We start from the raw sequence: 24,770 nt of genomic DNA on the forward strand, positions 1-24,770 counted from the left end.
TGTTACTCCCCTCTGGCCGACTGAGCAATAAACTGCACTAAGCCATTGCCAGTACCCATATTGCCGCCCATTTGCAGCACAGGTTTGTTATTGATAATGTCGTTAAACATAAGCCGTTTATCACCATTTTTATCGTTCAAACGGGGTGCATCTAACGAGTACACGCCCCATAAAACGCTTTCTGCGGGTAAGCTTTCTTCAGTCCATAATGCCCCATTATCAACGACGCCAGTCTCTTGATTAATTCGAATACGGGTGCGAATTTCAGTGGCGGTTTCGGCCAGAAAGGAGAAAACCGTATCAGGCAAGACGATGATGCGCTTGCTCATGTCGCTAAAGTCGGGGCTGTCTTTTGCATAAAGCGTTTTAGCAATGTATTCAGCCCATTGTGGGGTGTGTTCACACTCTTGAGCTTTGAGATCTAAATCTTCTAGCACCATCAAGTTATCTTGATGATTAGGATTGCCTTTAGGGTATAACGCTTGATCATTGGCAGGTGTTGGAACCGTTAAGTCTAATTTTCGATCTTTTTTATAGCGCTGCAAAATAAATGGACAAGTTGCATAGGCCAAAATACCGTAAGCCGTTCGCACTGGTAGTAGCAACAGATGAGCATCGGTTATCGACAATGCCCCCGCAAAACTGGGCTCACCATCTTGTTTGTCATAACCAAATAGTGACTGACTAAGCGTTGGTTTAACTTCTTTTTGTTCCGTTTGACTAATGAAGGCTTTTAACACGCCACGAACCGTTGAGCCGGGGACAATCGGCAAATTAGAAGCTCGCTCGCGGGCAATCGGTTGATCGACAATGCCAACCGATTGGCCTGAGCCACAATGCAAAATGGTTTGACTGAATAAGTGATAAATATGAAACGACATAACCTAGTCCTTTAAAAATAGCGTTAAAGAGTAAATTGATAGGCAGCAGGCAGCGCCAAACCAAAGCCGTTAAGGTTGCTTTGTGGGTCATCACAAAAGTGCGCTAACCAGAGTGAACGAATGTCTTCATCCGTTGCTTCGCCTTCAATTTCAAACCAATAAGTGGCCCCAGCGGGGATCATTTTTTGCGCAGCACGTGGCGTGTTATTTACTAAATCCCAACCTGATTGGGGGATCCAACGCTCTAATGCGGCAGCGCGTAACTTGACGGTTAGGCTTTGACAGCATGGTGGAGTGCCAATGAGCTCATCATTCAACCAGCTTGGCAACCAACCAGAGTTAAATAACACTGGCGTTAAAAAGGTCAGCGTGAACCCTTTAGCTTTTGTTATTGATTGCGCCAAATCACTGGGTAAAGAGGGCCATAAAGTACAAGCCTCAACCTCTGCTAAACGCCGCTCGCCGCCCAGATTAAGCAATGGCAAGGTTATGTCGCCGTCAATACCAGCCAAAATGCTTACGCAAGCGTCCGGGAATGGTTGATGATCAGCACGTTGCTGCCACATGCTTAGGCCTGTGGTTTGAAAAAGCTTGCCCGATTCAACATTTCGGCTGTGATTATTAATAGCAATATGTGTGCGAATATCCGGCTCGGCAGGCATCCAACCGTTTTGGCAAATTCGCTCAAAACTGACCGACTGCCCTTTTCGCCATGCGGCTAAGTCGTTAAACGACCACCAGTTAGGGCCGGAAACTGGCTTGCCATCAGGTGCATTTTCAGCAAACAAGGGCAGCAAGCCATTGGGTAGATCGCAACCTTCACCTTCAGCAAACGCCATAGGTTTAGAACGTACTAAATGGGTGAGTTGAGTCTGTTGGTCATAAAAATACTGCACATCGGCAGGCTTAGGCACCAAGATATGTTCTTCGCTTGGGGCGTCGCCATTGATAGGCCGTTTAACAGCAAGCGGACCTGTGACGGCAAGTTTTAACAGCTCGTTATCTAGTTTCAGCAGCTTGTTGTCCAAAGTTTTTCCTGTGCTGCGAGCATGGATATTTCGCAGCGCCCCTGCAACCGTGGATGGTGGTGGAAAACGGGCAGCTTGTGCATCAGAGATTTCTTCAAATGGCCTGCCTGAGCGAATAATTAGAGGATCTTTAGGTTCAATAAGGTAATACAGCATGATTATTCTTCGCCTCCAATATCTGCGGTGGTTTTAGCACTCAGCCAGCGCGCTAAGATAAGTAGATTGGCGAGTTCGTCCAGTGAACCTGATGCTTGGGCGCGAAGCTGCGATTTAAGCTTATCCAGAGCTGCCTTCTTTGACTCTTTAATTTGTTCAGGTGTCTTTCCTGATTGTTCAACACTTACATTAAATTCTGCTCGCGCTAACATTCGCTCGAGTTCACTTTCTCGAATGCCTGCTAACTCTTTTTGCCCAGTTGTCCACTTCAAATGAACTGCCATTTCTCGGACCTCTTGCATGATGCGAGTTGGCATCCAACCCTGTGCAAAAGCGTGAGTGAAATCGGTCAGCGCATTTAATGTCTCATCATCATCCCAGCGACAACGCCAGGTGATCTCATGACCTGAACGAATACCTAGATGTATGGCAAGTGCATTACGGGGCTTATGTTCTTTATTACCTTTGGCGTGTTTTTCTGCCGCGATAACCCGAGCACGCAGTTGGCGCATAGGTTGTACAAAATGACCAATGGCTAAGCCCACGGATAAGGTTGGATAAAGCGCTTCACTCAGTTTCAACTCGGCTGCAATAACCTTCATCTTTTCTTTAAAATCATCGGCTAACTGTTTAGCACACGTCATTGCTTGAGCTAACGGCACAAAGGCTAATACATCATCACCACCCGCATAAATGGCATGCCCGCCGTGATCTTGTAGCGTTTTGCGCACACTGGTCGCAAATTCATGTAGGGCTTTAGAAATCGCTTTTGATTGCTGTTTGCCTTCAGCCTTAGAAAGTAGCTCACCCATACGGTCGCCATCAGCTTTAAGCAAAACGCCGTAGGTCATTGGCGAGCCTGACTCTTTGCCAATAGTCGATAAACAGTCAAGCAGCGCCTTTTTTGTACCTTTTTCTAAGTCTTTTTCTTGCTCAATACGACTAGTAAACAAGTATTCGCCATCATACGGGAAAGCCTGATACCTATCCTCATTACCCTTAACGGTTGTGGCTAGGCCTGCTTTTACAAATGGCTGATAATTTGACTGAAGGGTATTGAGTTGTTCTGAGCTCAAAGAGGATAACCAAGGTTCCACGACCACACGCGAAAACGGTGTGAATTGTTCAAAATGCCCCGCGCTGCGTTTTACTAAGCCTAATATGTCTAGCTCTTCTCCTTGACTAAGTCGCAACTGATGCTGGTATTCTTTGTTATTGACTTGCTCTGTCAGAGTATTATTCGCCCCGTCTAACGTGGATTTAAACAAACCCGACTTTGTGTCTTGAATTGGTTTAAAGTCTTTGGTCTGCTTACGTGCGGCAAGCAACTTTCCCAAACGCTCCGAGGCTTTGCCATACTGGCCTGCCTCAAACTTCACCCACGCGGCATAAGTGTCGAGAATGCCGTTTTTTTGTTGCTCAAAACGCGCCCAGTCAATCGTAAAGCTCTCTAATTTTTTATGTCGTATAGTATCGAGAATCTGCATTAAACGCGCTTCGGCGGCCTGTTTCGCATTCTCTACAATGTCACGAACCTGACTAATATCATCGACCTGAATCACTGCCCGAACCACATTGGCAATATTTGCCTCTACTTCTATCTGGCTATCTGAATCGGGATCTTGTGGCTGTAGATCGATATCTGGATTCTTTGGGTTTGGAAAAATCAAACAATCGCTTTGTTCTTCGTGCAGCGACAATGCTACCGCGCGGGAGACTTCCGACAACAACCACGAGCCACACCATAAATCTTGGCTGCGCCGCCCTGCTTCAATCAAACTTTGCACGGGGCCAATACTGATGGCCACTAAATAATCAGTCATTATTGTCCCTTCTCAAAAAAGTCTAAAAATGCCGAGAGTGGGTCATTGGCTCTTAACTGGCCATCTTTACCTACCATCGGCTTGATCATTTCTGCCAGCCTAGCTCGTTCGTTTTCGCTGGTTGGCCAATGGTTTGGAGCGCCATTCTTCGGGACAGGGCTTAATTCTAATGGTTCATTCAGAGCAGTTTTCCAATTGGGTAGCAATAAAGCAGCAGCTTGCCATTGAGCACCATTTTTGTAAGGACGAATAATCAACGGACTTCCCATACGTTGCGCGTCCTTTGGCAAGAGGGTCATAGTGCTAGGCTCGGTTCTACTTCGATCATTAAAATCAAAAATGATTGGCATGCCAAAAGCAGCTCTCGGAAATACATTTCCAGCTTTATGCTCAGGTTCGTGATTAGTTTTATGCTTATTGGACATTCGACGTAGTTGATCAGGCTCAGGCCAGCGACTGCGTCCTGGGCGATTTCCTTGTCCTTCATTCCGACCAAGTTCCCTGCCTTGCCGAAATTTATAAAGTAACTCTGTCGCCTTTTTCCACATGTCCTGAGCAGAGTCTGAAGATTGTTCTGTCAAGGCTATTTTCCCGCCAATCGTCTCAACCTCAGTTGCCTCAATGGTTTTAATCGAGTCAACAATCACAGCACCAAATCCACGCCGAGTTTTTGCACCCACACCACCAAACGATGACCACCAACGTAAGGACTCTTTGACTTGCTTTATCTGATCAGAGGTAATGTCGTCTTTGTAGCGAATCTCAAGAACAAAGTTATAACCACTAGGTAAACAATAAGCTTCATCCGCCGCACCAAGCGCATATTTAACACCCGAACCAGCCAGTTTTTTCGAGCTAACCAAATTGCTCATAATGACATTTTTAGATATCACTCGAATTTGAACTTGGCTCGCTATGGCTGCCTTATCGCCAATCCCACCCCAAATGGCTTCTTCATTTTCTCGCATGACCTCAGGGGCTTTCGACCCACAAGCAATGCGCCACCAAAAACGCAGTTGCCCACGAATAGCACTGGCGCGAATCGGCATGTCTTTATCGACTTCGCCCGCTTTAACACCACCACCGTACATGGGCGTAACTAAGGTGCATGAATAGCTTTCCCATTTATCGTTAACCTTATTTGAATTTAAAAGTTCTTTTTTCAATCCTTGCAGATCAATTGTGTTGTTCTGTCTTCGCATTCCACAGTTCCATTCTGCTGAATAAAAACTAAAGGTGAGGATCTATGCCCTTTAGCCAACTTTATACCGAACGTAACATTGATTAATACAATAAAGAACCGATACTTATCAATAACCTATTGCACATCAAAAAATGAACACTGATTCATATAAGTTGTTTGAAGCGAGACGGTTCTCTTGTTCTCACTAAAACTTCAACTCTCCATTCGGCGTAGTATTCCACTCATGGCGGTTCAGTAGACTGTGGCTGCCATACTTCATCGCATCTCTATTGTCGGTTGGCTGAGCAGCACCGTATACCCCTGAATCCCCATAAATTTTTTGAGATTGCTGGCTTTGGCGTAATCGTTCTAACTGTTGCTGCTTCTTCAATTCGGCTTCGTGATTCGCCTTTATTGTCAGAACTCGCTGATAGTTATGCTCCAACGCTTCGGGTGTCAGTTCTGCGAGATTCATGGATTGACTGAGCTCAGTGATGAATTGGCGCTTTTGTGGGTCTTCGCCTGCCCATCTTTGCGCGCTATTTGATCCGACCTCACGATTGGATTGATTGTCACCTAATCGTCCATACACTTGATTAATCATCGATTTTCTTTCATCAAATCGAGCATTAACCACGGAAATTTGCTCTGGTGTCGGCTCCAACAAATCATTCAGCGCTGCAGTACGGTCTTTTTCAAGCTCGGTCACCGCCTCTCGCCACTGCTTATCCATTTCAGTGCGTGATTTTGTCTCTGCCACATTGAAAAGGTTGGCATAGTGCTCGTTGGTAAAAAACTGCTTAGCCATATGGATTTGGCCTGTTACGTCTTTCATTAACGCATCGAGCGGGATCACTTTTACGGCCTCTTGGCTACCTGCCAAACGGCTTTCGGTTACTGGCGCGGTTTTGGTCGTGCCATCCTCATAAGTGACTTTCAAACCGACCACCACGCCCGGCTGATCGCCTTCGCGATTTGGGTCAATATCGGCAACAAAATCATGACGCAGATACTCTTTATCCTTAATCACCTTACCCGATTCAGGATCTTTATCGCCAATCCCTTGCTTAACATTACGCTCAAGCAACACGCCCATCGATTTGGTGAATTGTGAGTCTTGGTAAGAAATAGAGCCATCAAGCACTTTAGGCATAGTCGATTCGATATCAAAGGCCGCCTGTACCACACGAGGTGTATAACGGCGCGGGTCGTAAGCACTGTCCTTAATGTGTTCCTGCTCAAACAAGGGATCAAGTTCTCCGGTTTCCATGTAACGTTTGAGGCCAGATTGAATTAGCGGCAAATTCTCCTGCATGTAAGCCATTTTCTTTTGCTGATTGAGCTGGTATTGGCTCAATGCTTTTGCACTTTTCTGCGCATCAACCTGTACATCAAGTAGTCGATCACGCCGGATGCGATCCTCATTTTCTCGTTTAAGGCTATCTTGATAACGTTTATCGGCTTTTTCCGTTTCAGCCTGACGAAATGCCTTCTCGTCTTGATAACGTTGCTCGTTTTTGGCTTCAATCTGAGAGAGTCTAGACCGCTCATCTTGATAGCGAGCCTCGTTACGCTCATCCAATTTCGCTTGGCGTTCATTATCCGCTTTGCGCTGGTAGTAACCTTCTGCGACCTGAAATCCGCGGATTGCACCATCAATAGCGCTGCGTGTATCTAACTGCATTAAAAAAGCTCCCCTAGAATCAAACCTGCTGCCGCACCCATCGCCGCGCCCATGGGTCCACCCACACTACCCGCTTGCATGCCCGCCATCATGCCCATGCCAGCCCCCGTGGTGACACTGGATAAACGCTTGGTACGCTGCGCGTCTTTGAGGCTTTGATTGGTTTGATTACGCTGCTCTTCACGTTGCGCCGATTCTTGCATCCCTGCCAATGCACGTTTGCGGGTATCTGCGCCTAAATTCAATAAACTGTATGCCATGATTACCCCAATTTAAGCTGTGATAACTTCCCCTTTGCGCCACCACTAAGCACGCTCATCGCACGCTCTTGCTCGTTCTCACGCAAACTGTTCTTGGCCGTCACCTGCGCCAGAGAGAGCTTGGCGTCATCGTTAAGGTTAGTATCTGCCCCAACCCCAAAACGTGCCATTTGGTTAACATTCGCAAGCCGCGCACTCTGTTGCGCGCTCGAAAAATTGGCTCCAACTCGACCAAGTTGCTGTATCAGTAACTCGCCATTTTGTGTTTGTCCTAAAAGCTGTTTTTGCTGCGGATAAAATCGCTCTAACCAGTCTTGATACATGGCATGAGTGATATTCGCGTAGTTATTGGCCGCCGAACCTGAAACATTAACGCTCATCACTTACCCTCTGTTGAGTACATAGTTCTGATCCATGCCCGCTTGACCTTTCAGCGTCTTAGTATCGACATTGACAAAGCTCGTATCTGGCTTGGCACGGTTCATGTACATACTGGTTCCAATCCCCGCTAACGTTCCTACAGCCTGAGCATTCGCGCTGGGTCGGTTAAACGCTGTGGCGGCATCGCTTGTGGCTTTTTTCAAAGAGAGCCGCGCGGTCTCTTCCATGCCAGCCAAGCCTTCGGCTTTCTGACCAGCACCGAGAGCGACGATATCTTGCTTACCCACCACATACTTGTCCTGCTCATTGACTTGAGCGCGGTTTACGGTATCGCCCTGAGCGACAGTTTGGTCTGTCGACAAACGGCTTAACGTTGCTTTAAATGTTCCGGAGCTCGGATCAACACCGGAGGCCACAAGATTCTCAGTGGCCGCCTCTCGCGCTTTGCCGTACTCGCTTTGATAATTTAAATCTGCCGCCTGTTTCACGTCGGCCATATTGGCCTCTGAGTTAAGGTTGTTCACTCGTCGTATGAAGATATCTTCAAACGCTTTGAGTTCTGTGTTGTATAAGTTCCACTCTTTCGCCGCAACTTGGGAAGCGGCGATTTCCGCCGCGGTTTCCTGAACGCGGCCATCTTTTTTCCCACCCATTAGATCTCCTTGCACCAAGTCTCAACATCACCGGTTTCGATACGACAAAACCCACCGTCAATAAGGCTTACTTGCAAAGCTTTCACGGCAGTATTCAGCAGTAACCTCTTGGCCTTTACCCGCTTAGCTAACTGCTCAACCGTCGGTAAATGGCGCTTAAGCGCACCTTTACGATTGCTCCAAGCAAACAGTACCCATACCTGCATTTCACCATTGTCCAAACTGGGCTCAAGGACGAACACTCCCTCCTCCACCAAAAACAGCGAAGCCCTACCATCGAGTAGGGCTTCGTCCACTTGTTTGGCGAACCAGTGCTGGTTGCGTTTCTCGGTCTGTTCCATCAACGGCAATACTCGAGATCGCCACGATTCGTAAGACAGTTTATAAAGACTCATCGACAAACCATGTGGGTCTCAATGGGCGAGACTCTTCACGTAAATCGTAACGTCGCACCGCTTCGCGATAAGCCAACATTTCAGCAAGTTTTGGCGATGTCACTAACCGCTCTCCTTGATAGGTCGCCGTTGGCAACTCCATAAAATCGGTAGCCGCAAGTTCAGCGCGAGCCCAAGCCCTTTCATTGACCTCATGACCGTCAAGCCACGTTTGCCGCAGTGCCAATCGCTCGTAATAAAGTTCATCGGAGATGTTTCCGGCATCATAAGCCGCCTTGAACGTGTGCCAGTCGGTCACTTCGCCTTGGAAGTAAAAGCGATATGGCTCTTTTTCAGTTGTCACCATCATGCCATCACCTTGGGTCAATACTGTTATTGATAGAGGCCGACATGTTGACGATCACCGCACCATCGTGCAGCGATGTTAAACGCAGCCGAAAGCGTAAAGATTGAGAAGCAGAGTAAGTCCAGCCCGAACCCAACAGCGAACGACGACTCGCAATGTGCGCCTCTTCGACAGCATAACCGTTGCTTCCTCCTCGGTAATAAGTCAGCGCAAAATTCACCCCAGCCACATTTACGGTTGTACCTACCGCATTGGCGGTATCGGTTCCGACAATCCTTGCCTCGGCAACGACTCCACCACTGAGATTGATGGCCTGTACAAAGATTTGTAAAAAACCAGAGCCCCCCACTCTTGGCCGCCTCACCGTAAAGTTAAATACTCCATCCGGAATAGTGCGGTAACGTGCTCGGTTCATAGTGTTAATGGACACATCCCCTGCCGGGAAAAAATCCACCGGAGCGGTCGCGCCATCACTGTAGTAGCTTGTTTCCGGCAAGGTCACACGAACCGATTCAGAGGTGACCACTAACCCGCCCCCTAACGCAGAAGGGTAAGAGAGGCTGGTCGTCGCGTTATCCCCAAATGTGGTATAGAGCACTACCGATTGATAGAAGGTGCTGGCGATAATTGTCGCCCCTTTGATCACACCACCATTAATGGTAGTTCCTTCGATGTTGCCACGAAAATAACCATTATTGGCCTGTAAATTGTTGGTTTGTAAGAGGCCGTTTGAGTGAATAAAGGTGTGATAGCCGTTATAAGAACCACCCGCACCGAATCCTGCGTCACCACCTCGCAATTGACCGGTATGAATAACAGGCGAAGCGATTTCGATCCCCGCTTTCACTTCATCGGCCACAATGGTTTGTGCTTGTAGGATCTGAATAGTCGCTTTTTCAATGATCGCTTTGGGGATCACGACCGCGCCATTATCAATCGCGAACGTCGGCACTAAGGTTCCGGGCTGATTGGGATCGTAGACAAAGAATTGACTGGCACTGACTGCCACTTGGCTGGTGCCATCGCTCTTAGCAATCAAACCAATCCCAGCGCTAATCTCGCCCGCTTGCGCTTTCGCCCCCCACATTGCCTTAAATGCTACGCTCCCATCTTGATTGATGGTCGCTATCGCTTGGGCATTGGTTTGCGCGGCGGCCTTGGCGTTACCTGCGGCGGCTTCAACGGTATTCACTCGCTCGGCTAATGCTTGATCTGCATTTGCAAACACCGTCGAGACATCAAGAAGTTTCGCTTCATTCAACGCGGCTTGCGCCTCATCTCTTGCCAGTGAAGATGCATGAAGCTGAGTCACTTGAGCCGCGAAGGTTTCTGTCGCACTTTTCAATTGGCGCTGGATTTGCGCGATCAGCTCTCCAGAAGCCGCCAGCTCACTATCCAGTTGTTCCAGCAAAGTCTGTGGCGCTTTAGCGCTTATCTCTTGTTGCAAGAGTTGAATAAGCTCGGATTGTTTTAGCTGCTCGGCCAGCTCATCAATCACTTGACCAATGTTTTGCGAGGTTTCACCCAGTATCCCGTTTACGCCATGGTAAGGTCCCGCAAAATTCTTCGTATTGATGAAGCGAACCCAGTAATAGAATCGGCTCCCTGCGTTGACCACATCAGAAAACACATTAGCCGGCGTTGTCGCCACGACTACCGCTTGAGAAAAGTCATTGTGATTTGCCCGCCATACTTCAGCGTATGCAAATCCTCTAAATTGTGGCGTATCCCATTGTACTAAGATGGCAGTAAACCCACCAAAGGCTTGCACGTGGTGGGGTGCATGCGGGACTTGAACCAAACTCGATGAAGATTCGCTGCTTTGATTCACATTCGATTGCGCGTTTTTCGCATTGAGCGTAACTACCTCTTTTTCGGTCACCGCTCGGTAACGACCATCGCCACGTTGCCCAGTTAAAATTTCGACGTTTTCGTACAACGCCTCCAGTGAACGTCCTGCCCGAAAAGGCGATCGCTTTGCCATCAGTACAACTCCGAGAGGCTATCTGCCATGACAATCCGCTCGACCTGACTGGTCCCTTCTACCTTGATTTGCCATCGGCTGCCGCGTACTGCTGGCAACCGAAATGGCGCGTGAGTGAGCTCGCCCTGTTCCAGCCTGAAAATCGCCTCACCATCGACGATAACCGTTACCCTTAAACGTTCAGGCGCTTTCGCTTCAAGGCGAGCGCAAGTTAAAAAGGCGTGCTGAGGAATAAGGAAAGCTTTGGTTTGCCATGTCATGGCGACCGGTTGATGACCTCGTTGCCAAGCGTTAAGCGTATTGCCCTTGGCAATGAATAACGTATCGTCATGCAAGTAGTGAAATGCACTATCCCATGTATTCGATAAACGCGTCAGGCTGTGCGTACTTGGGTCAAAAATAAACGCTCCGCCTTGGTATTGAGCGATATATTGACCTTCAGCAACCCACGCTTTGATCGTCGTTGGCATGAAATTCTGCCAACTCTCTCTATCCATAATGCCTTCGGTGATGACAGTCGCACTCGTTCCCGAAATCGCGACTAGGCCATCCGGCGAGGCATACATCGCCATCCCGTTTATAACGACCAAGGAGGGGGCACTCACACACGCTTGCTCAACATTAAGGCGCATGCTGGTAACCATACTCGGTGTGACACCTGAAAAGAGGTACGGTTTGCCTTTAGTGACCACAACCAGTGACGTTTCAATCGGAGCGATGGCCACAATATCGTCATCCGTGACACCACGATGACTCTTACTCCACGCATAGGGCAAATAGGCTTCAGAGAACATCACCTCGTTACCTGCAAAGCCGGCGCAAATGCCATTCGCCATTGTGCACAGTCCCTGCATATTGGCATCGGGCATATCGTAGTCCCATGTTTCAAGCGGTGGTCCATTGACATTGCGTGCCGAATCTAAGTACTCGGTTTGGCTGATGGGAAGCTCAGCGACCAGTAAATAATCCCCAACTCCGCTTGCAGATACCGAACGATACAAGCGAGTGTGAGTGATATTGTGTGTGTTGACAGACATTGGCGCGAGTTGCACCGTCACCGTCGAGCCGGGTTTCTCAATCAGTACAGGGACACTCGGCAAACCCGGTGCCCCTTCTTCCCCAAAGCGTGTCACGTAGGTTTGAATATAGAGCCTGTCTTCATCATCGTAGGCGGGTAACTCGCCCTCAGGGGGATTGTCGCCGGTCGTCGCATCGACCTTAATCACAACGGGCTTACCCATAGGTCTTGGCACACCTAAGTCATACCACGCGGCTGGCATTTGACCTTGTGTAACCGCAATATCTTGTGCGGTCACCTTGGGTTTACCTTGCCCTGTCCAATAGACTCGTTGATAAGCATCTTGCGCCATCGGATTAGCAATCACACTCACGCGTTGAGTGAAGGTAAACCAATGTGAGTGTGCATAATAAAACAGCGTGACTGGTGACAGAGTCGCCAAGGTACCATGCTCTTGATCTGAGCGCACCGGCGCAACCACGCCACGCTCATAAGTGCAATCAAACGCCAGAGAAGCCGCTTCGTTTGGCAATAGATGAGACTCAAGGCGAGGTATTTCACCTTTCATTGTCGAGATCTCAATACGCATACGCTCCCCTTAAAAAACAAACCCTGCGGCCACAGACCGCATCGAAAAATGGCTCAATCTCTCTTTCTGCATTAACTGCCGCCGGTCCAGTTCGCCAGCTCATTCAGACTCACCTTGTATTCCACCGAATAACGAAACCATGGTGAAACGCCTTGACCCGCTAAATTCATAAATCTGACGACCAACCCATTACTGATCGGCTGCACAAAATAAGGTAAGCAAGGCTCTTCAGGGATGATCTGCGGCGCGAATGGCTCAGCCAGTAAAGTCGACCCAGAAAAGGGAAAGTAAAGGTTAAAATCATTGGAGGTTTGGTTTTGGTGCCGGCCATGGCTTCTCACCACGCCATCGCTGTACACCTCAACAACTCGCCAAGCACCACTGACGCCTGCGATGTTTTCTGCAAAGACTCTTTTCAGTAATCGGCGGCTCGACTCTTTACCCACCCAGAGGTACTCAAATTCAATCACCGAAAAACTGAGGCCACTGGCCGTTTCCGCCCTGAGTTTACGCCCCTCTCCAAACACATAACTTGGGTAACATTGTAAAACGCCCTGCCAACCTATCCCCGTACCAGCACTGACATACACAGGTCTTGGCAGCGTACCTTCTGCCCCCAAGGCAGGTAGATAAAGCTTATTACCCCCCATTTTCAGGGTGCATCCCGAAGTACTGGGCTGGGCAAATGAGGCGCAAACAGGTCGCCAATACTGGGAAACATCTAGCTCGTTTTCGGTCAATTCCAAGGCAAACGCGAAGAACGCCATATCAAAGAAGGCAAAACTGTTGCCCTCATTCGAGCAGCATTCCAAGCGATTACGATGAACTTTGAGTAATCGCCCCAAAGCAGCACGAGCAATACTATGGGTACCTAGACGAACTTTGCCGCGGTTATTGGAGAGATCGATGGACCAAGCCCCACCGCTTCTCAGCTCAACCACTAACACGCGATTCACCTCATCCCACTGGTTATTCGCTATCTCTAGCGACCACTCATCCACCACGCTGTGACTCACACTGACCAATCCATCACCAAGAAAGTTATTCAGTTGGCATCCATCCACGCGAATATTGGGATGCATTGAGGCCGTGACCGAAGGATTGGCGTGCGCACGCAGCAATCGAGCTTGAGGATTTAACGACGTGAGCTTCGCACCTAAAATGGCTACTGAGCCGTAGTTAACCACTCTTTCCCCACTGGGAGAGTCGAGGGTTTCCAGATAACAGGCGTTCCCAGAGGGGCAGCTCAATACAAAGCTGCCCCCGCGAATTTGGATATTGCCGTAAGGAATAGGTTGTCCAGTCACAAAGGTGGAAGCGTTTGGGTAAGCGGCAACCAGCATTTCTGCTGTCCCAGAGCAGTTGACTATCTCTACATTGCCCCCACCCTGTACCTCGACAATTTTTGACACATCATCAAATAAGCAGCCGATGAGCAGACTGGGTTTGCCTTTGACTAAATTTCTTTGGGTGAACTTCACCGAGCCAATACGCCGCAGCACACAGCCACTGAAAATCACACTCTGCGCACCCGTGTTATTGGTGGTTACCTGCGTACAATCTTCAAAGACGCAACCAATCAACTGAACCCCATCGGTTCGCGACTCTAAAGCGCCCTCCACCGTATGGCTAGAGAGAGATGCGGCCAGTCGAATTGCGGCATCCCCTACTTTTTTAAACTGACAGCCGATAAACGCCGTATTGGTGGCCCGACGAATATATACCCCTTGCTTGCCCCACTGCGGATTGCTGTCCTCTCGCTCACCTGTCAAGGAAAGACCAATAAAAGTGACTCCGTCGACTTGGGTATCCGCGCGACCAACCCAAAATGGGTATTCGGTCGCGCCAAGCGTTCGAGTCAGGGCTCCACCAATCACTTTGACCTGATTTTTGTCGATGATGAGTGCAGAACTCGGCGCAACCATCGGCCTATCCAGATAAATGATTGAGCCGTGGGTCACCTGCTTATTGAGCCTATCGAGTCCTCGATAGACAGAGACGGGATCATTGGGATCTGTGACAAACAGGCTGGCATACAGAGTTTGCGTACCGATTTGCACAAAGCAACCTTGCCCCACACCCGACCAACTTAAAAATGTGTTTACCGTCTGCTCTTCGCCATCCCAAGCTTTTAGTGCATCCAATGCTATGACCTCTGCGCCATTATGCTCCGAGAAATCTCGCTCACTATCGAACACAAAGAAGCCGCCGCCGGCATAACTCCCCGCGTAAAACCCCGCGACAGAAAACTGTTTCCCGTCAGTCAGCTCATAGGTCGGCAGCGCTTTTAAATGCGAAACATGAATCACCGCAATCTGCGTCGCCGCTTCAGATCGGTCGGCATGCAGCGCAGAGCGAGAGGCTTGTTCGGTGGCAATGTGCGCCGATAGCGCCGCTTCTCTTGCTTTCGCCGTCGTAGTGAGAGCATTCTCAGCCACTTGCAGCGCTTTCGCGTTGACGTTACTACTGAGCACATGGGCACTCGAATCCACACCAAAGAGCGCTTGAGTGTATAGATCCACCAGCTCTGCGGTGGATTTCTCGAGCGCATCAATCGTTTTCACCAGTGCTTCCATCGACGGCGAACTCATTAACGTGCCCCTTCACTGCTCTGGATCATCTGCGCCTTAGCATTATCGGTGGCCGTCTTATCGCCCAACGCGGTAGCAAAGGCTTGTAAATGCAACTGAGCCTTTTGGCCTTCTGCAGGATTTTGCGAATCTTTGTTATAGGCTCGGTACATCACAAAATCCGACACTACCCCTAAATAGATCTCAGGCAGTGGAAAGGCATCGTTTTCGCTCGCCACTTGTAACGTGCGTGAGTAAACCAGCTCTACATTGACTGGTGCTTGAGGCGACGGGTATAAAAACAGGGTTGTTTCATCGAGCTCATTACGCGTCCAACAAACAGGTACCCCTGCGGTTTTACGCCACTCTGGATAGAGTTGATTGAGTTTATGAATATTCACAAACTGCGCCGCCTGTTGATTGATGTGGTTGACCGCCAAAATTTGATAGGCATCCGCCGGTAGAGTGACCTGATAAGAACTTGATTCGATCATCGCCGTTGTTCGAGATAAATCAGGCCGGCGAATCACCATGGCTGAAATGGCATCATTCACAAAGTCCATCAGCTCCGGGCGCGACCAACGCACATGTCGAACATCGATGAGATCGCGCGCAACGCGATCAATAAGCCCTTTAATGGTGACGCTCATCAGAAGAACTCCCGTTGACGTACCGGATTGGTAAAGGCCTGTTGTTGAGCCGTTTCTAAGCCAAAACGCTTAGCACAGCGGATCGCCTCAACAAACCACGTTCGATACTCACGCCCCAGCGATGGATTGTGCCAATCACTATCGGGTTGCAACATCAGACAATGGGCTGCGCCATAACAGATCGCTTGGCCATACTCATCCCAAAGCACTTTGGGTAAGGTCTGTGAGTCACGTTGCGGCTCTATCGCACAGTGGATGAAAAGATCTTCCCCCTCCCTTAGAAAGCGCAGCTCATCACGACTGGTTTGCAGATAATCAATACCTTTGATTAATGCCGAGCCTTTATCATCCACCACCGCCATCAACTCAGCGGTGGTGTACCGACCAACACTCGGTGAATTCAACTCAGAGCTACCCACAATCGCGACTACTTGGTGTGCACTAACCCTGTCGATTGTTCTCGTGTAACGCACAAGACCACTTTCTCGGCAAAACTCTTGCCCAGCTTGCAGCAAAGCACTGTGCAGTAATGGCGCAAGTGCGACATTGACCAATTGCCGAAGGGTAGGCACAAACTGTTCGATAGCGACGGTTTCCATAATCACTCCGCGAGGTTTGCCGGTTCACTCTCTTCACTCATGCGACGCAGATAATCGCGCACTCGTACTCGAAACTCTGTCACCTCTTCCTGCGCGCCTTTGGGGGCGATATCTAGCTCATTGGCAGCGATCAGCGTCTTTAACTTGGCTGAGTTGAGCTTATCAAGATCCAACTGCTCACCATTTAGCATGACAACCATGGACGCCGCTTTTTCTTCGGCCTCCTGCATTGCTTCTTGCACTGCCCGTTGATGAGCCATCGCTTGGGCCTTTTCATCAAGAAGCTTCAGATGATCCTCTAACTCCTCTTCCGTTATCCATACGCTCGGAAAATCCAGTAGCTGATAAGCCAAATCTTGTTCAACCAACACCGGCTTATGGCGCGGAAACACCAGCCTAGAGCCAGCGACCGTGTCTTTTTTCTTTGGCTTAGGCCCGATATAGACCACAGCAATTTTATGCGTCATCACTCTCTCCCAAAAATCAAAGGAGGCTCTTGGCCTCTCTCCCTACAGTGGCTGGGCTTAATACCCAACGTTGACGTACTCCGGCAAGATGAGAAGCTCGCCTGTGGCGACACCACCTTTAATGGTGACGTTCAGGATGCCCTTTTCTTTGAGGTACACGGGCTTGATCGGGATCTGCTTCGCGACTTTATTGGCGACCGCTTCCCCAAGCGCTAAGGCGATATCGTTGACTTTGATATCGACGCTGACCGAGGCTCCAAGCCCATTGGTCACCAGACGTACCCCCGTCAGCTTTAAGCCAATCGGCAGCTCCAAGACAGCGAATACCGTGTCGATAGGCGTGTTTTTGGCACTGAGTTTTCCTTCTTCAAGCGATAAATTGCCGTGCGCCCCAACGTAGACGCGGTTGTTAAAGGTTTCACTTTGTCGATGAGTCATTCACGTTTACTCCACTACAGGTTCACAGCCGTATCGAGCGCAATCACCCCGTGATCGTTCACGCGACCCGTTTTGTCTTTAAAGCGAATTTTCTTGGAGCCATTCATCCAATACACCGTGACTTCGGTACGGTTACCCGCATCCACATCTTCTTCGTGATAACGGAAGGATTGGCCACCTTGCGTTTTTCCCCACGCGTATGCCAACGCCTGCCCGCCGAGTAACATGGCGCGATCTATGATGGTGGCCGCATTGACTTGACGCACACTGGCTGCTTTATCGTTATTGGAAATCGAGACAACAGAACCAGGATTAAAACGGATCGGCATACCTTTGTATTTGCGCACCAAGATATTGCCCCGCATCAGACAGTCGCCACGAAACACCGGATGATTAAAGTTACGCGATCGGGAAATCGCATTCGCAGTGAGGTTTTGCCAATCTTTACCTGAGGTTGAGGTATAGAAGTCACTCCATTGACGTGGGGTAACACTCAGTAAATAGAAGGGCTCATCGCCCGCCATCTTGTCGTCATTAAAACGGATTGGTTGTAGTGGATGTGGCATCTCTTCAAGATAGAGACCAATATTATCCAGTGTTTCAATCGAGAAAATATCCGCCGCATCGAGCCCTTCAAAGGAGGTCGCATCGCCCCCAAAGAAGTGGCGATCATACGTTGGCGGCAAGACATCATTGACCATGATCTCGGCAAACTCAGTATCACTTTCTAAAGGCACAATGATGTCATCGGTCGCATAATCCCCCCGTGCTCCGGCAAGGTGCACTGTCGTAACCTGATCTTGCAGCGTATTCACGTAATCCGGCAGTAAAGCTCGAGTGAGTTTACGCAGTGGATGGCGAGTCTTTTGCTGCGTCATCTTACCGCCAGAATCCACTTGATGGCGGCCTTGGTTGATTTTCAGTGAGAAGTCCGCGAACTCTAAACTTTCACCCCGTCCAGCAATTCGGCGATCGCCCATGGTCGGCTTTTTCGTCAAACCATGCACAATCTGCATTTCTACCTCATCCCCTGCCGATTTACTTAAGTCGGCGCAGCGGACAATCGGAGCATGAGGTGAGGTTTGCTCATTGCCTTTTTTATTACTGGTCACACTCTGCGGCGCATCTTCGGTCAACATATTAGTAAACGAGCGATTGCGCAGGGTCGCTTTGAACAGCGCGGTTTCCTGTAACTTCACGCCGTCAGTAATGGTTGTCATACTTTCACTCCAATAAAAAAGCCCCAGCGTCTCAGCTGAGGCTTAGTGTTTGAAAAACGGGTTTAGAATCCAGCGTTATAAAGCAGTTGCTCGATTTGCGCTTCACTGAGAGAGTCAAACAATTTACCCAACTCTTCGTGATTAGCACTCTGTACCCGGTTCATCAGATCGGAATCCCCCGTGCGATGAGTATTGCCAAGCTCACTCGGAGACGCAGGCAAAGCGTTTTTCGCTTTACGGCTTGCTTCTTGCGCCGCGCTCAGAGCCTCTTGGGCTGACAATTTAGGTTCATCACCAAACGCCAGTCGTACCCGCTTACTGACCTCTTCAAATCGCTCGGCGTAGCTTCGATTCGCCCATTCAGAACTTGAAGCCAAATGGTCATCAATTTGCTGCGCGGCATTCCAACGCGCCCCACCTTCACTCATCCACGACTGCAAATCCGCGTTTGCTTGTAGCGCCGTCGTCAACTCAGCATTGTCCACTGGCGCGGCGCTTTCAGTCTCCGGTGATGTGGTCGAGGCCGCCACTGTGCCACTGGAAACCAACGCCTCAATTTTGTTATTCATAGCCAAAAAGAAAGGGGCAAGCTCGGGGTAATCCTCCTGTAACGCAGCAAGTTTTTTTTCATCAATGGTGACATCTTCGGGTAAATCAGCCGGCGCAACGCCCAATTCCTCGAGTTGTTTATTACGCACATCAATCATGCGCTGCGCTTTTTCAAGCTGCGCTGAATGCGCTTTTAACTCTTCAAGCTCTTGGCGAAGCTGAGCTTTTTCTTGCCGCTCTCGCTCGAGCACCTCCATCGGGATAATGTGCTTTTGGTCTTTGGCAAGAATACCGTCTGGCTTTGCGTTAGGCTCTGCAGTTGGCGAGGCTGCATCGGTATCGCCGTCTAAACCTTCCACACTTTGCGATTGTGAAGAGGGAACAAGGTGCTCGTCAGCGCCTTGTTCCTTCTCGACAGTTGCGCGACTTTCTTCCGCTTCCATCGATTCCAGCAAAGCTTCCAGCTCTTCCAATGTTTCATTACCAGTGACGGCAATCGTGTCTTGATGGGTATTCATGGTGACTCCTTTGATTAGACGTGTCGCTGTCTGTGCGGTTAAGCGCTCTCGAAAAAACGCTTAGCGACAAAAACAACAAAGCCGAGCACTAGGCTCGGCACTGAATACTCATGGGGACTATTGCTCGCTGGACTCGAAATGCTGGCAAACCTGCATGGCGGCAGCGTAATCGCAAATCATGCAGGCGTGATTTTGTGTGGCCAGTGCGGTGATAATGGCGCTCGCCTCCAGTTCGACAGCTTGGCTCGCCTGACGCATCAACGCCTCCTTTTCTGTATTCAAAAACACCGCCAGCTTATAGCCCTGAACCTCAACCGCATCAGGAAATCGGGCTTTAAAGTACATTTGCCACTCGGACATAGAAAGAAAAGCATACATCTGATAGAGGCTCACACCCGTCTCCACATCGCTTTGGTATGGTTGATAATGGTCAGCGAATTGCCGTTATCTGGCTGGCTGCTTTGAATAGCACTCTCTTTCTGATCTAAGGGATACACCGCCCCTTGAATGATGAACTCGCGGATCTGCCCTCTTGTGAAAAGTGAGGTGGTCCAAGAGCGCATCATACGAGTGACGGTGAGCGGCGTTTGAATCCCTTCTCGGCTGACTTTCCATTCGCCATCAACCCCGATGGAGGCTACTGACCCCACCCGTTTCAGCCGGTAATGATGAGGCTGAGACGCATCAAACTGATTGGTCAACCAAGAGACAATTGCACCACCGATATAGCACTGGATCCCACTGCCACCTTGAAGCAATCGAAAGAAATTATCGACCGTCTCTCCAGAAAAGAGCGCTTGAAAACTGTCGTTTCTTAACCCTTCGGCCTCAATAGAAATATCAAAATCACCAGTGAAAACCATAGGTTTATCCAATACGGCATATTGCGTTAAACCATCAAAATATGGGGCGTAGCGTTCGCGGCTCACCAAGACTCGGCGTACCCAAAGTGGCTGTTGATCGACCATGCTTACACCAAGGAAAAGTGGGCATTGTTTGGAACAAGGTACCCGCTACGCAAGATCACCAGCTCATAGTGACCTGTCGCAGTAAAGGTTTGTGCGGTGATCCGCTCACCATCGAGCTCATATTGTAGTTTGACGGAGCCACCCGCCTCAGCTTTTACCAATAACGAACGAAACGGCTTGGATTTATCCACCAATACTGTGAGTTCATGCGCGATACTTTTCATCAATACTCCCTCTTACAACGACTCTAATTCCGCTTTAAAAGCGGCAAGCTTTTCTGCCGAAGCTCGGTCAAGGCAAAGTCCGCCATCAGCGAGCTCAATCACGGTCAGGTTGGTTGGCCACATCGGCGAAGGTTTTCTCACTGCGCTGCACGAGACCACCATTAGCAATATGCTCACTAGGAGAATCGGTTGCCGCTTGTTTCCGCGACCGATTAATCGAATCCAAAATCGCATTCACTAGCCTCATCAAAAGGGATAACCACTCGTTCATGGTGTTACTCGATACACTCCATCACTTCACACACCGCCTGTGACACCCGCGACTGAAATTCCGGCGATATCTGGTAGCCTAATGACAGCATCAGTGCCGCCAATAACGCCACCAACGCTCGGATCACTTTGCGGCTTTTCAAAATAAGACCTAGCTTATCCATAAGTTCCCCTTAAAGGTCATTATCCACTGCGGCGAACAGCAAGCACTGCGCGACTCGGCGCATCCACCCTCGTCCGTATTCGTTGAAGGTCGAAACTTTGGTGTAAAACGTGATGCGATAGGCGATGTAGCGCATCAATAAATCATTGAGATCCATCGTTTGTGTCGCCGACAGCGTCTTCGGGCCGATAATGCCGTCAGGCTTTTCACCCACCGAGCTTTGCAGCATTTTCACGGCACGATGCCAACCATGCTGCACCGCAGCATCAAAAAGTTGGTATTGCATCGCCGGACGAAAACGCGCCATACCGAGTGCTTGCCACCAATCCTCGAAGTAAATCGCCTTCACCTGCTCATAAGAGAGGTTTTCGATATCAAGATGTGGGTAAGTCATCGCGGCAATACCACGATTGGTGCCCTTAAGCTCACCAACGCCGACACGTCCTCCAGTCCAGTTGCCACGATCTTTGGGGTCACATTGAAAGCCACCTTCGTGGGGCATGAGACGTTCGAACACCACATCAAACATGACGTTTCTCCAATAAAAAGCCCCCACATCCAACCAAGCATGTGAGGGCATTACAAAGCATTCGGCGTTTAAGGCTGATTTGAGATAGAGCTAATAAATTTGCGCTCAAAAATGGCAAGGATCCGCGAGCCAGCGTAACCACTGATACCACAAGCAAACCCCGCCAATTCTTGCGGCCATTCAAAGTACATTGCGGCCAAAGCACACAATGCGCCCGCAAATCCAGAGACGATGATTTGCATCAGCGCTTCTACCCAACGAAAGGGACGATTCTTTTTGCGAATATCGATGATGTAAGTCACCAGCCCTCCCCAAATCGCCATCAGCGCAAGGCCTATGGATTGGAGTTGGGTCCAGCTCTCCGGCTCTTTCAATGGCATCTCAACTCCCAGCAGCCAATAAAAAACCCCGCCAATGGCAGGGCCCAGAAACAAAAAAGCCGCCCGGAGGCAGCTTTGGTATTGTTGGAAAATCTATCGCAAGTTGGTTGGAAAATCAACTCTTGTAGATGAGGACTTAAACTTGGCGAAGTGACTTAAAGAGACTATTGTCCGCATATCTATGGACACTTTCTCGTTGGCACATTTGCTACATTAGCGTTTCACGAATAACTATATAGATAGTTACTTAGCCTTCCTGTACTAACGGCACAGATCACTAGTGTTTCTAAGCATTTAGCTTAGCAGCAGTCAATAAACTGTAATGAAAGTATGGTAAACATCGTATTAAGTGACTCTAAATTTCGACAGGACCATTAATGAGAATATTATTTGTGTGTAAACACAACGCAAGCAGAAGTATTTTGGCCGAAGCAATTGCAAAAAAAATCCTACCTAGACATTTCCAAATCGCAAGTGGTGGTAGCCACCCTAAAGGTCAGATCAATCCACGTATTGCTCAATCCACGTATTGCTCAATACCTTGAAATGCACGGTTTTGATGCTTCAGAGTTTCACAGCACTTCATGGGAAGAAAGGCTGAGTTTTCACCCAGACCTAATAATCACAGTGTGTGACACTATGCACAACGAAACTTGTCCCAACTGGTTATCAGCGGGTATTCGTGTGGCTTGGGATCTGGAGCCATTGCCAAATGATGATGCTTCAATCTCAGAATTTAACAAGGAATGCGACAAAATCTATGCATCCCTAACCCGAAGAATTGAAGCACTTGCAACCATCGATTTCCAAAAGCTCGACTCTGAAAAAATAAAACAGCATGTGCTCGAACTGAAATCAATGTAGAGAAGCATCTGTTGTTAAATATTTGCCATAACTTATATAGCGTTATGGCAATTGTCCATGAGTAACAGTTTATCAAGCAAAAGATTCCCGGCTACTTGGTATAGCCATGCATCAATGAAGCATGGCTACTACTGATATTGGTTTCGAAATGCTGATCTTAAGCATAATATTTACGCTTCATTCTCAAGGCGACGTTAACCAAAGCTATTAAGACAGGCACTTCTACCAAAGGTCCAATCACACCAGCAAACGCTTGATCTGAGTTTAATCCAAATACAGCGATTGATACGGCGATAGCCAGTTCGAAGTTGTTACCTGATGAAGTAAAGGCGATAGAAGCATTTTGGTCGTAAGGGATCCCCATACGTTTCCCGATGTAGAAGCTCGCAAAAAACATCACCATAAAATAGATGATCAGTGGTACTGCTATACGGAGCACATCCATCGGTAACTCAATGATCATTTCACCTTTCAGGCTAAACATCAAAACGATGGTTGCCAAAAGCGCAATCAGGGTGATTGGCGAAATACGAGGGATGAAGACTTCGTTATACCACTGTTCACCTTTTGCCGAGACCAATAGCTTACGGCTTAGGAAACCCGCTAAGAAAGGGATACCTAAGTAAATTAAGACGCTTTGTGCAATATCCCAGATAGTGATGTCAACAACGAAACTTTCAAGACCAAAGTAAGGGGGTAACACAGTAATAAACAGCCATGCCATAATACTGTACGTGACAATTTGAAACGCACTATTTAAAGCAACTAAGGTTGCTCCGTATTCTTTGTTTCCGCCACTGATGTCATTCCAAACCAACACCATAGCAATGCATCGAGCAAGGCCAATCAGAATGAGTCCTACCATATAACCAGGTTGATCGCGTAAGAAAATGATGGCTAATGTGAACATAAGAATCGGTCCCACGAGCCAGTTCATCACTAATGAAAGTGTTATCGCGCGTTTGTCACGAGTTACCTCACCTAAAAGGCTATAGTTCACTTTCGCCAACGGTGGGTACATCATTAAGATTAAGCCAATGGCAAGTGGGATATTGGTTGAACCAACAGATAGGCTTTCGTTCCACTGAGCCACCTGAGGAAACCATACTCCAATCCCAACGCCAACGGCCATTGCAAGGAAAATCCATACGGTTAGATATCGGTCAAGAAAACTCATTTTTTCAGATGCGCTGGTTTCGACACAGCTAGATATATTACTCATACAGACCTCTTTAAGTTGAAACGGTTGAAGCAACGGGGCATAAACTATTCACTCACTCCAGCTGAACACGACTTACCCTTCATGGACTGCAGCTCAACGTTAATGAGCGGCATATTATGATTAAGGGTGATTTCTAGCACTTGCTTGACCCAAGGCTCTAGAGTCGGATTGATTCGGTAATAAACCCATTTACCACGGCGTTCATCAAGAACAAGTTCATGTTTTCTCAACTCGGCAAGATGCCGAGAGACTTTGGGCTGACTGAGATTCAGCGCCTGCATGAGGTCACAGACGCACAACTCCCCTTGTCTCTGCATTAACAGCAGAGATTTAAGCCGAGTTTCTTCTGAAAGGGCTTTGTAAAGAAGGATTGGATCGAACATAGCGTTGAGTAGAACCCACAGGTAACACATACGAAATATCATATATATGAAATTACACATATGTCAACTTACAACTCAAACTCATCGAGTAAGATTAAGAAAAGTAAGCCGATAACGATAAAAACTAGAGTCTTATATTGATTACCTCAATGAAAACGAATTGAACTAATCACAACATCTTCTATAGAGAAGGTGTCAAAATCATGGATAGCAGGTTTCATTTGCAGAAAGCAGTAATCGACGAGACTATCAAGACACTCACATACAAACTCACCATTAAAATTAGCAACAATCACATTGTCCATCATGGCTTCCACGGTCTGCAGCATCTGGTTTTACATTTGGCTCATTTCGAGATTGAGGCTTTCGATTTCT

At 48.5% G+C, this 24,770-nt stretch carries 31 protein-coding genes; 2 read left to right on the forward strand and 29 right to left on the reverse strand.

All coding sequences use genetic code 11. The features are described from left to right. Window positions 1-2: 2 nt before the first annotated feature. The 26 genes from cmr4 to R4537_RS04305 form a co-directional block, all read right to left on the reverse strand. A complete protein-coding gene (gene cmr4, locus R4537_RS04180; protein WP_000007896.1) occupies window positions 3-881 on the reverse strand; it encodes a type III-B CRISPR module RAMP protein Cmr4 in 879 nt (292 codons plus the stop codon). Between the two features lie 23 nt (window positions 882-904). Further along, window positions 905-2,065 carry a type III-B CRISPR module-associated protein Cmr3 gene (locus tag R4537_RS04185; RefSeq protein WP_071178844.1) on the reverse strand — a complete coding sequence of 387 codons (1,161 nt, stop codon included), beginning with the start codon at window positions 2,063-2,065 and terminating at the stop codon, window positions 905-907. A 2-nt stretch (window positions 2,066-2,067) separates the two neighbouring features. Continuing rightward, entirely contained in the window at window positions 2,068-3,888 is a 1,821-nt protein-coding gene (gene cas10 / locus R4537_RS04190; protein WP_071178845.1) for a type III-B CRISPR-associated protein Cas10/Cmr2, read from the reverse strand. Continuing rightward, window positions 3,888-5,090: a type III-B CRISPR module RAMP protein Cmr1 gene (gene cmr1, locus R4537_RS04195; protein WP_071178846.1), complete on the reverse strand. Its 1,203-nt coding sequence runs from the start codon at window positions 5,088-5,090 to the stop codon at window positions 3,888-3,890. The genes cas10 and cmr1 overlap by 1 nt, the downstream gene beginning before the upstream one ends. Before the next feature lie 186 nt (window positions 5,091-5,276). After that, the gene (locus R4537_RS04200; protein ID WP_071178847.1) at window positions 5,277-6,755 is read right to left on the reverse strand and encodes an ATPase; all 1,479 of its coding nucleotides are present in this window, start codon (window positions 6,753-6,755) and stop codon (window positions 5,277-5,279) included. Next, complete coding sequence (locus R4537_RS04205; protein ID WP_000331793.1) at window positions 6,755-7,015, reverse strand: hypothetical protein; 261 nt, start codon at window positions 7,013-7,015, stop codon at window positions 6,755-6,757. The genes R4537_RS04200 and R4537_RS04205 overlap by 1 nt, the downstream gene beginning before the upstream one ends. Window positions 7,016-7,017: 2 nt before the next feature. Further along, window positions 7,018-7,395: a hypothetical protein gene (locus R4537_RS04210; RefSeq protein ID WP_071178848.1), complete on the reverse strand. Its 378-nt coding sequence runs from the start codon at window positions 7,393-7,395 to the stop codon at window positions 7,018-7,020. A gap of 3 nt (window positions 7,396-7,398) precedes the next feature. After that, window positions 7,399-8,049: a hypothetical protein gene (locus tag R4537_RS04215; RefSeq protein WP_071178849.1), complete on the reverse strand. Its 651-nt coding sequence runs from the start codon at window positions 8,047-8,049 to the stop codon at window positions 7,399-7,401. Continuing rightward, window positions 8,049-8,390 (reverse strand): hypothetical protein, encoded by a 342-nt coding sequence (locus tag R4537_RS04220; protein WP_071178869.1) that lies wholly within the window; start codon window positions 8,388-8,390, stop codon window positions 8,049-8,051. Before R4537_RS04220 ends, R4537_RS04215 begins: the two co-directional genes overlap by 1 nt. Before the next feature lie 40 nt (window positions 8,391-8,430). Next, window positions 8,431-8,793 (reverse strand): hypothetical protein, encoded by a 363-nt coding sequence (locus R4537_RS04225; RefSeq protein WP_000989817.1) that lies wholly within the window; start codon window positions 8,791-8,793, stop codon window positions 8,431-8,433. 4 nt (window positions 8,794-8,797) lie between these two features. Next, the gene (locus R4537_RS04230) at window positions 8,798-10,774 is read right to left on the reverse strand and encodes a phage tail tip fiber protein (RefSeq protein ID WP_071178850.1); all 1,977 of its coding nucleotides are present in this window, start codon (window positions 10,772-10,774) and stop codon (window positions 8,798-8,800) included. Further along, entirely contained in the window at window positions 10,774-12,381 is a 1,608-nt protein-coding gene (locus R4537_RS04235) for a hypothetical protein (RefSeq protein ID WP_071178851.1), read from the reverse strand. The genes R4537_RS04230 and R4537_RS04235 overlap by 1 nt, the downstream gene beginning before the upstream one ends. A gap of 71 nt (window positions 12,382-12,452) precedes the next feature. Then, a complete protein-coding gene (locus R4537_RS04240; protein ID WP_235859107.1) occupies window positions 12,453-14,972 on the reverse strand; it encodes a right-handed parallel beta-helix repeat-containing protein in 2,520 nt (839 codons plus the stop codon). After that, entirely contained in the window at window positions 14,972-15,601 is a 630-nt protein-coding gene (locus R4537_RS04245; RefSeq protein ID WP_071178853.1) for a phage adaptor protein, read from the reverse strand. The genes R4537_RS04240 and R4537_RS04245 overlap by 1 nt, the downstream gene beginning before the upstream one ends. After that, complete coding sequence (locus R4537_RS04250; protein WP_071178854.1) at window positions 15,601-16,200, reverse strand: hypothetical protein; 600 nt, start codon at window positions 16,198-16,200, stop codon at window positions 15,601-15,603. Before R4537_RS04250 ends, R4537_RS04245 begins: the two co-directional genes overlap by 1 nt. A 2-nt stretch (window positions 16,201-16,202) precedes the next feature. Further along, on the reverse strand, window positions 16,203-16,667 hold the full coding sequence (locus tag R4537_RS04255) for a hypothetical protein (protein ID WP_071178855.1): 465 nt from the start codon (window positions 16,665-16,667) through the stop codon (window positions 16,203-16,205). Between the two features lie 57 nt (window positions 16,668-16,724). Then, on the reverse strand, window positions 16,725-17,105 hold the full coding sequence (locus R4537_RS04260; protein ID WP_000149719.1) for a hypothetical protein: 381 nt from the start codon (window positions 17,103-17,105) through the stop codon (window positions 16,725-16,727). A gap of 14 nt (window positions 17,106-17,119) precedes the next feature. Beyond that, window positions 17,120-18,325 carry a phage capsid family protein gene (locus R4537_RS04265; protein ID WP_071178856.1) on the reverse strand — a complete coding sequence of 402 codons (1,206 nt, stop codon included), beginning with the start codon at window positions 18,323-18,325 and terminating at the stop codon, window positions 17,120-17,122. A gap of 62 nt (window positions 18,326-18,387) precedes the next feature. After that, on the reverse strand, window positions 18,388-19,392 hold the full coding sequence (locus R4537_RS04270) for an ATPase (protein WP_071178857.1): 1,005 nt from the start codon (window positions 19,390-19,392) through the stop codon (window positions 18,388-18,390). A 117-nt stretch (window positions 19,393-19,509) separates the two neighbouring features. After that, the gene (locus R4537_RS04275) at window positions 19,510-19,770 is read right to left on the reverse strand and encodes a hypothetical protein (protein WP_071178870.1); all 261 of its coding nucleotides are present in this window, start codon (window positions 19,768-19,770) and stop codon (window positions 19,510-19,512) included. 11 nt (window positions 19,771-19,781) lie between these two features. Then, window positions 19,782-20,360 carry a hypothetical protein gene (locus R4537_RS04280; RefSeq protein WP_071178858.1) on the reverse strand — a complete coding sequence of 193 codons (579 nt, stop codon included), beginning with the start codon at window positions 20,358-20,360 and terminating at the stop codon, window positions 19,782-19,784. A gap of 2 nt (window positions 20,361-20,362) precedes the next feature. Next, the gene (locus tag R4537_RS04285) at window positions 20,363-20,584 is read right to left on the reverse strand and encodes a hypothetical protein (RefSeq protein ID WP_071178859.1); all 222 of its coding nucleotides are present in this window, start codon (window positions 20,582-20,584) and stop codon (window positions 20,363-20,365) included. Between the two features lie 94 nt (window positions 20,585-20,678). Beyond that, window positions 20,679-20,855 carry a hypothetical protein gene (locus tag R4537_RS04290; RefSeq protein WP_001007095.1) on the reverse strand — a complete coding sequence of 59 codons (177 nt, stop codon included), beginning with the start codon at window positions 20,853-20,855 and terminating at the stop codon, window positions 20,679-20,681. Window positions 20,856-20,859: 4 nt separating this feature from the next. Next, window positions 20,860-21,018: a hypothetical protein gene (locus tag R4537_RS04295; RefSeq protein WP_000359321.1), complete on the reverse strand. Its 159-nt coding sequence runs from the start codon at window positions 21,016-21,018 to the stop codon at window positions 20,860-20,862. A gap of 9 nt (window positions 21,019-21,027) precedes the next feature. Beyond that, the gene (locus R4537_RS04300) at window positions 21,028-21,546 is read right to left on the reverse strand and encodes a glycoside hydrolase family 108 protein (RefSeq protein WP_000460720.1); all 519 of its coding nucleotides are present in this window, start codon (window positions 21,544-21,546) and stop codon (window positions 21,028-21,030) included. Between the two features lie 68 nt (window positions 21,547-21,614). After that, entirely contained in the window at window positions 21,615-21,926 is a 312-nt protein-coding gene (locus R4537_RS04305) for a phage holin family protein (protein ID WP_001128531.1), read from the reverse strand. A gap of 377 nt (window positions 21,927-22,303) precedes the next feature. Between R4537_RS04305 and R4537_RS04310 the strand changes: the two genes are divergently transcribed. Beyond that, the gene (locus R4537_RS04310) at window positions 22,304-22,471 is read left to right on the forward strand and encodes an arsenate-mycothiol transferase ArsC (protein WP_235859108.1); all 168 of its coding nucleotides are present in this window, start codon (window positions 22,304-22,306) and stop codon (window positions 22,469-22,471) included. Between the two features lie 94 nt (window positions 22,472-22,565). Next, the gene (locus R4537_RS04315) at window positions 22,566-22,790 is read left to right on the forward strand and encodes a hypothetical protein (RefSeq protein ID WP_235859109.1); all 225 of its coding nucleotides are present in this window, start codon (window positions 22,566-22,568) and stop codon (window positions 22,788-22,790) included. Window positions 22,791-22,947: 157 nt separating this feature from the next. Here R4537_RS04315 and arsB read toward each other — a convergent pair whose 3' ends face one another. From arsB to R4537_RS04330, 3 genes are all read right to left on the reverse strand, one after another. Next, entirely contained in the window at window positions 22,948-24,012 is a 1,065-nt protein-coding gene (gene arsB / locus R4537_RS04320; protein ID WP_338952650.1) for an ACR3 family arsenite efflux transporter, read from the reverse strand. Window positions 24,013-24,056: 44 nt separating this feature from the next. Continuing rightward, a complete protein-coding gene (locus R4537_RS04325; RefSeq protein ID WP_244914147.1) occupies window positions 24,057-24,425 on the reverse strand; it encodes a metalloregulator ArsR/SmtB family transcription factor in 369 nt (122 codons plus the stop codon). Between the two features lie 116 nt (window positions 24,426-24,541). Beyond that, complete coding sequence (locus R4537_RS04330; RefSeq protein WP_080385927.1) at window positions 24,542-24,724, reverse strand: peptidase S24; 183 nt, start codon at window positions 24,722-24,724, stop codon at window positions 24,542-24,544. Window positions 24,725-24,770 lie beyond the last annotated feature (46 nt).

This window comes from Vibrio paracholerae (assembly GCF_037672085.1).
Taxonomy (GTDB): Bacteria; Pseudomonadota; Gammaproteobacteria; order Enterobacterales; family Vibrionaceae; genus Vibrio; species Vibrio cholerae.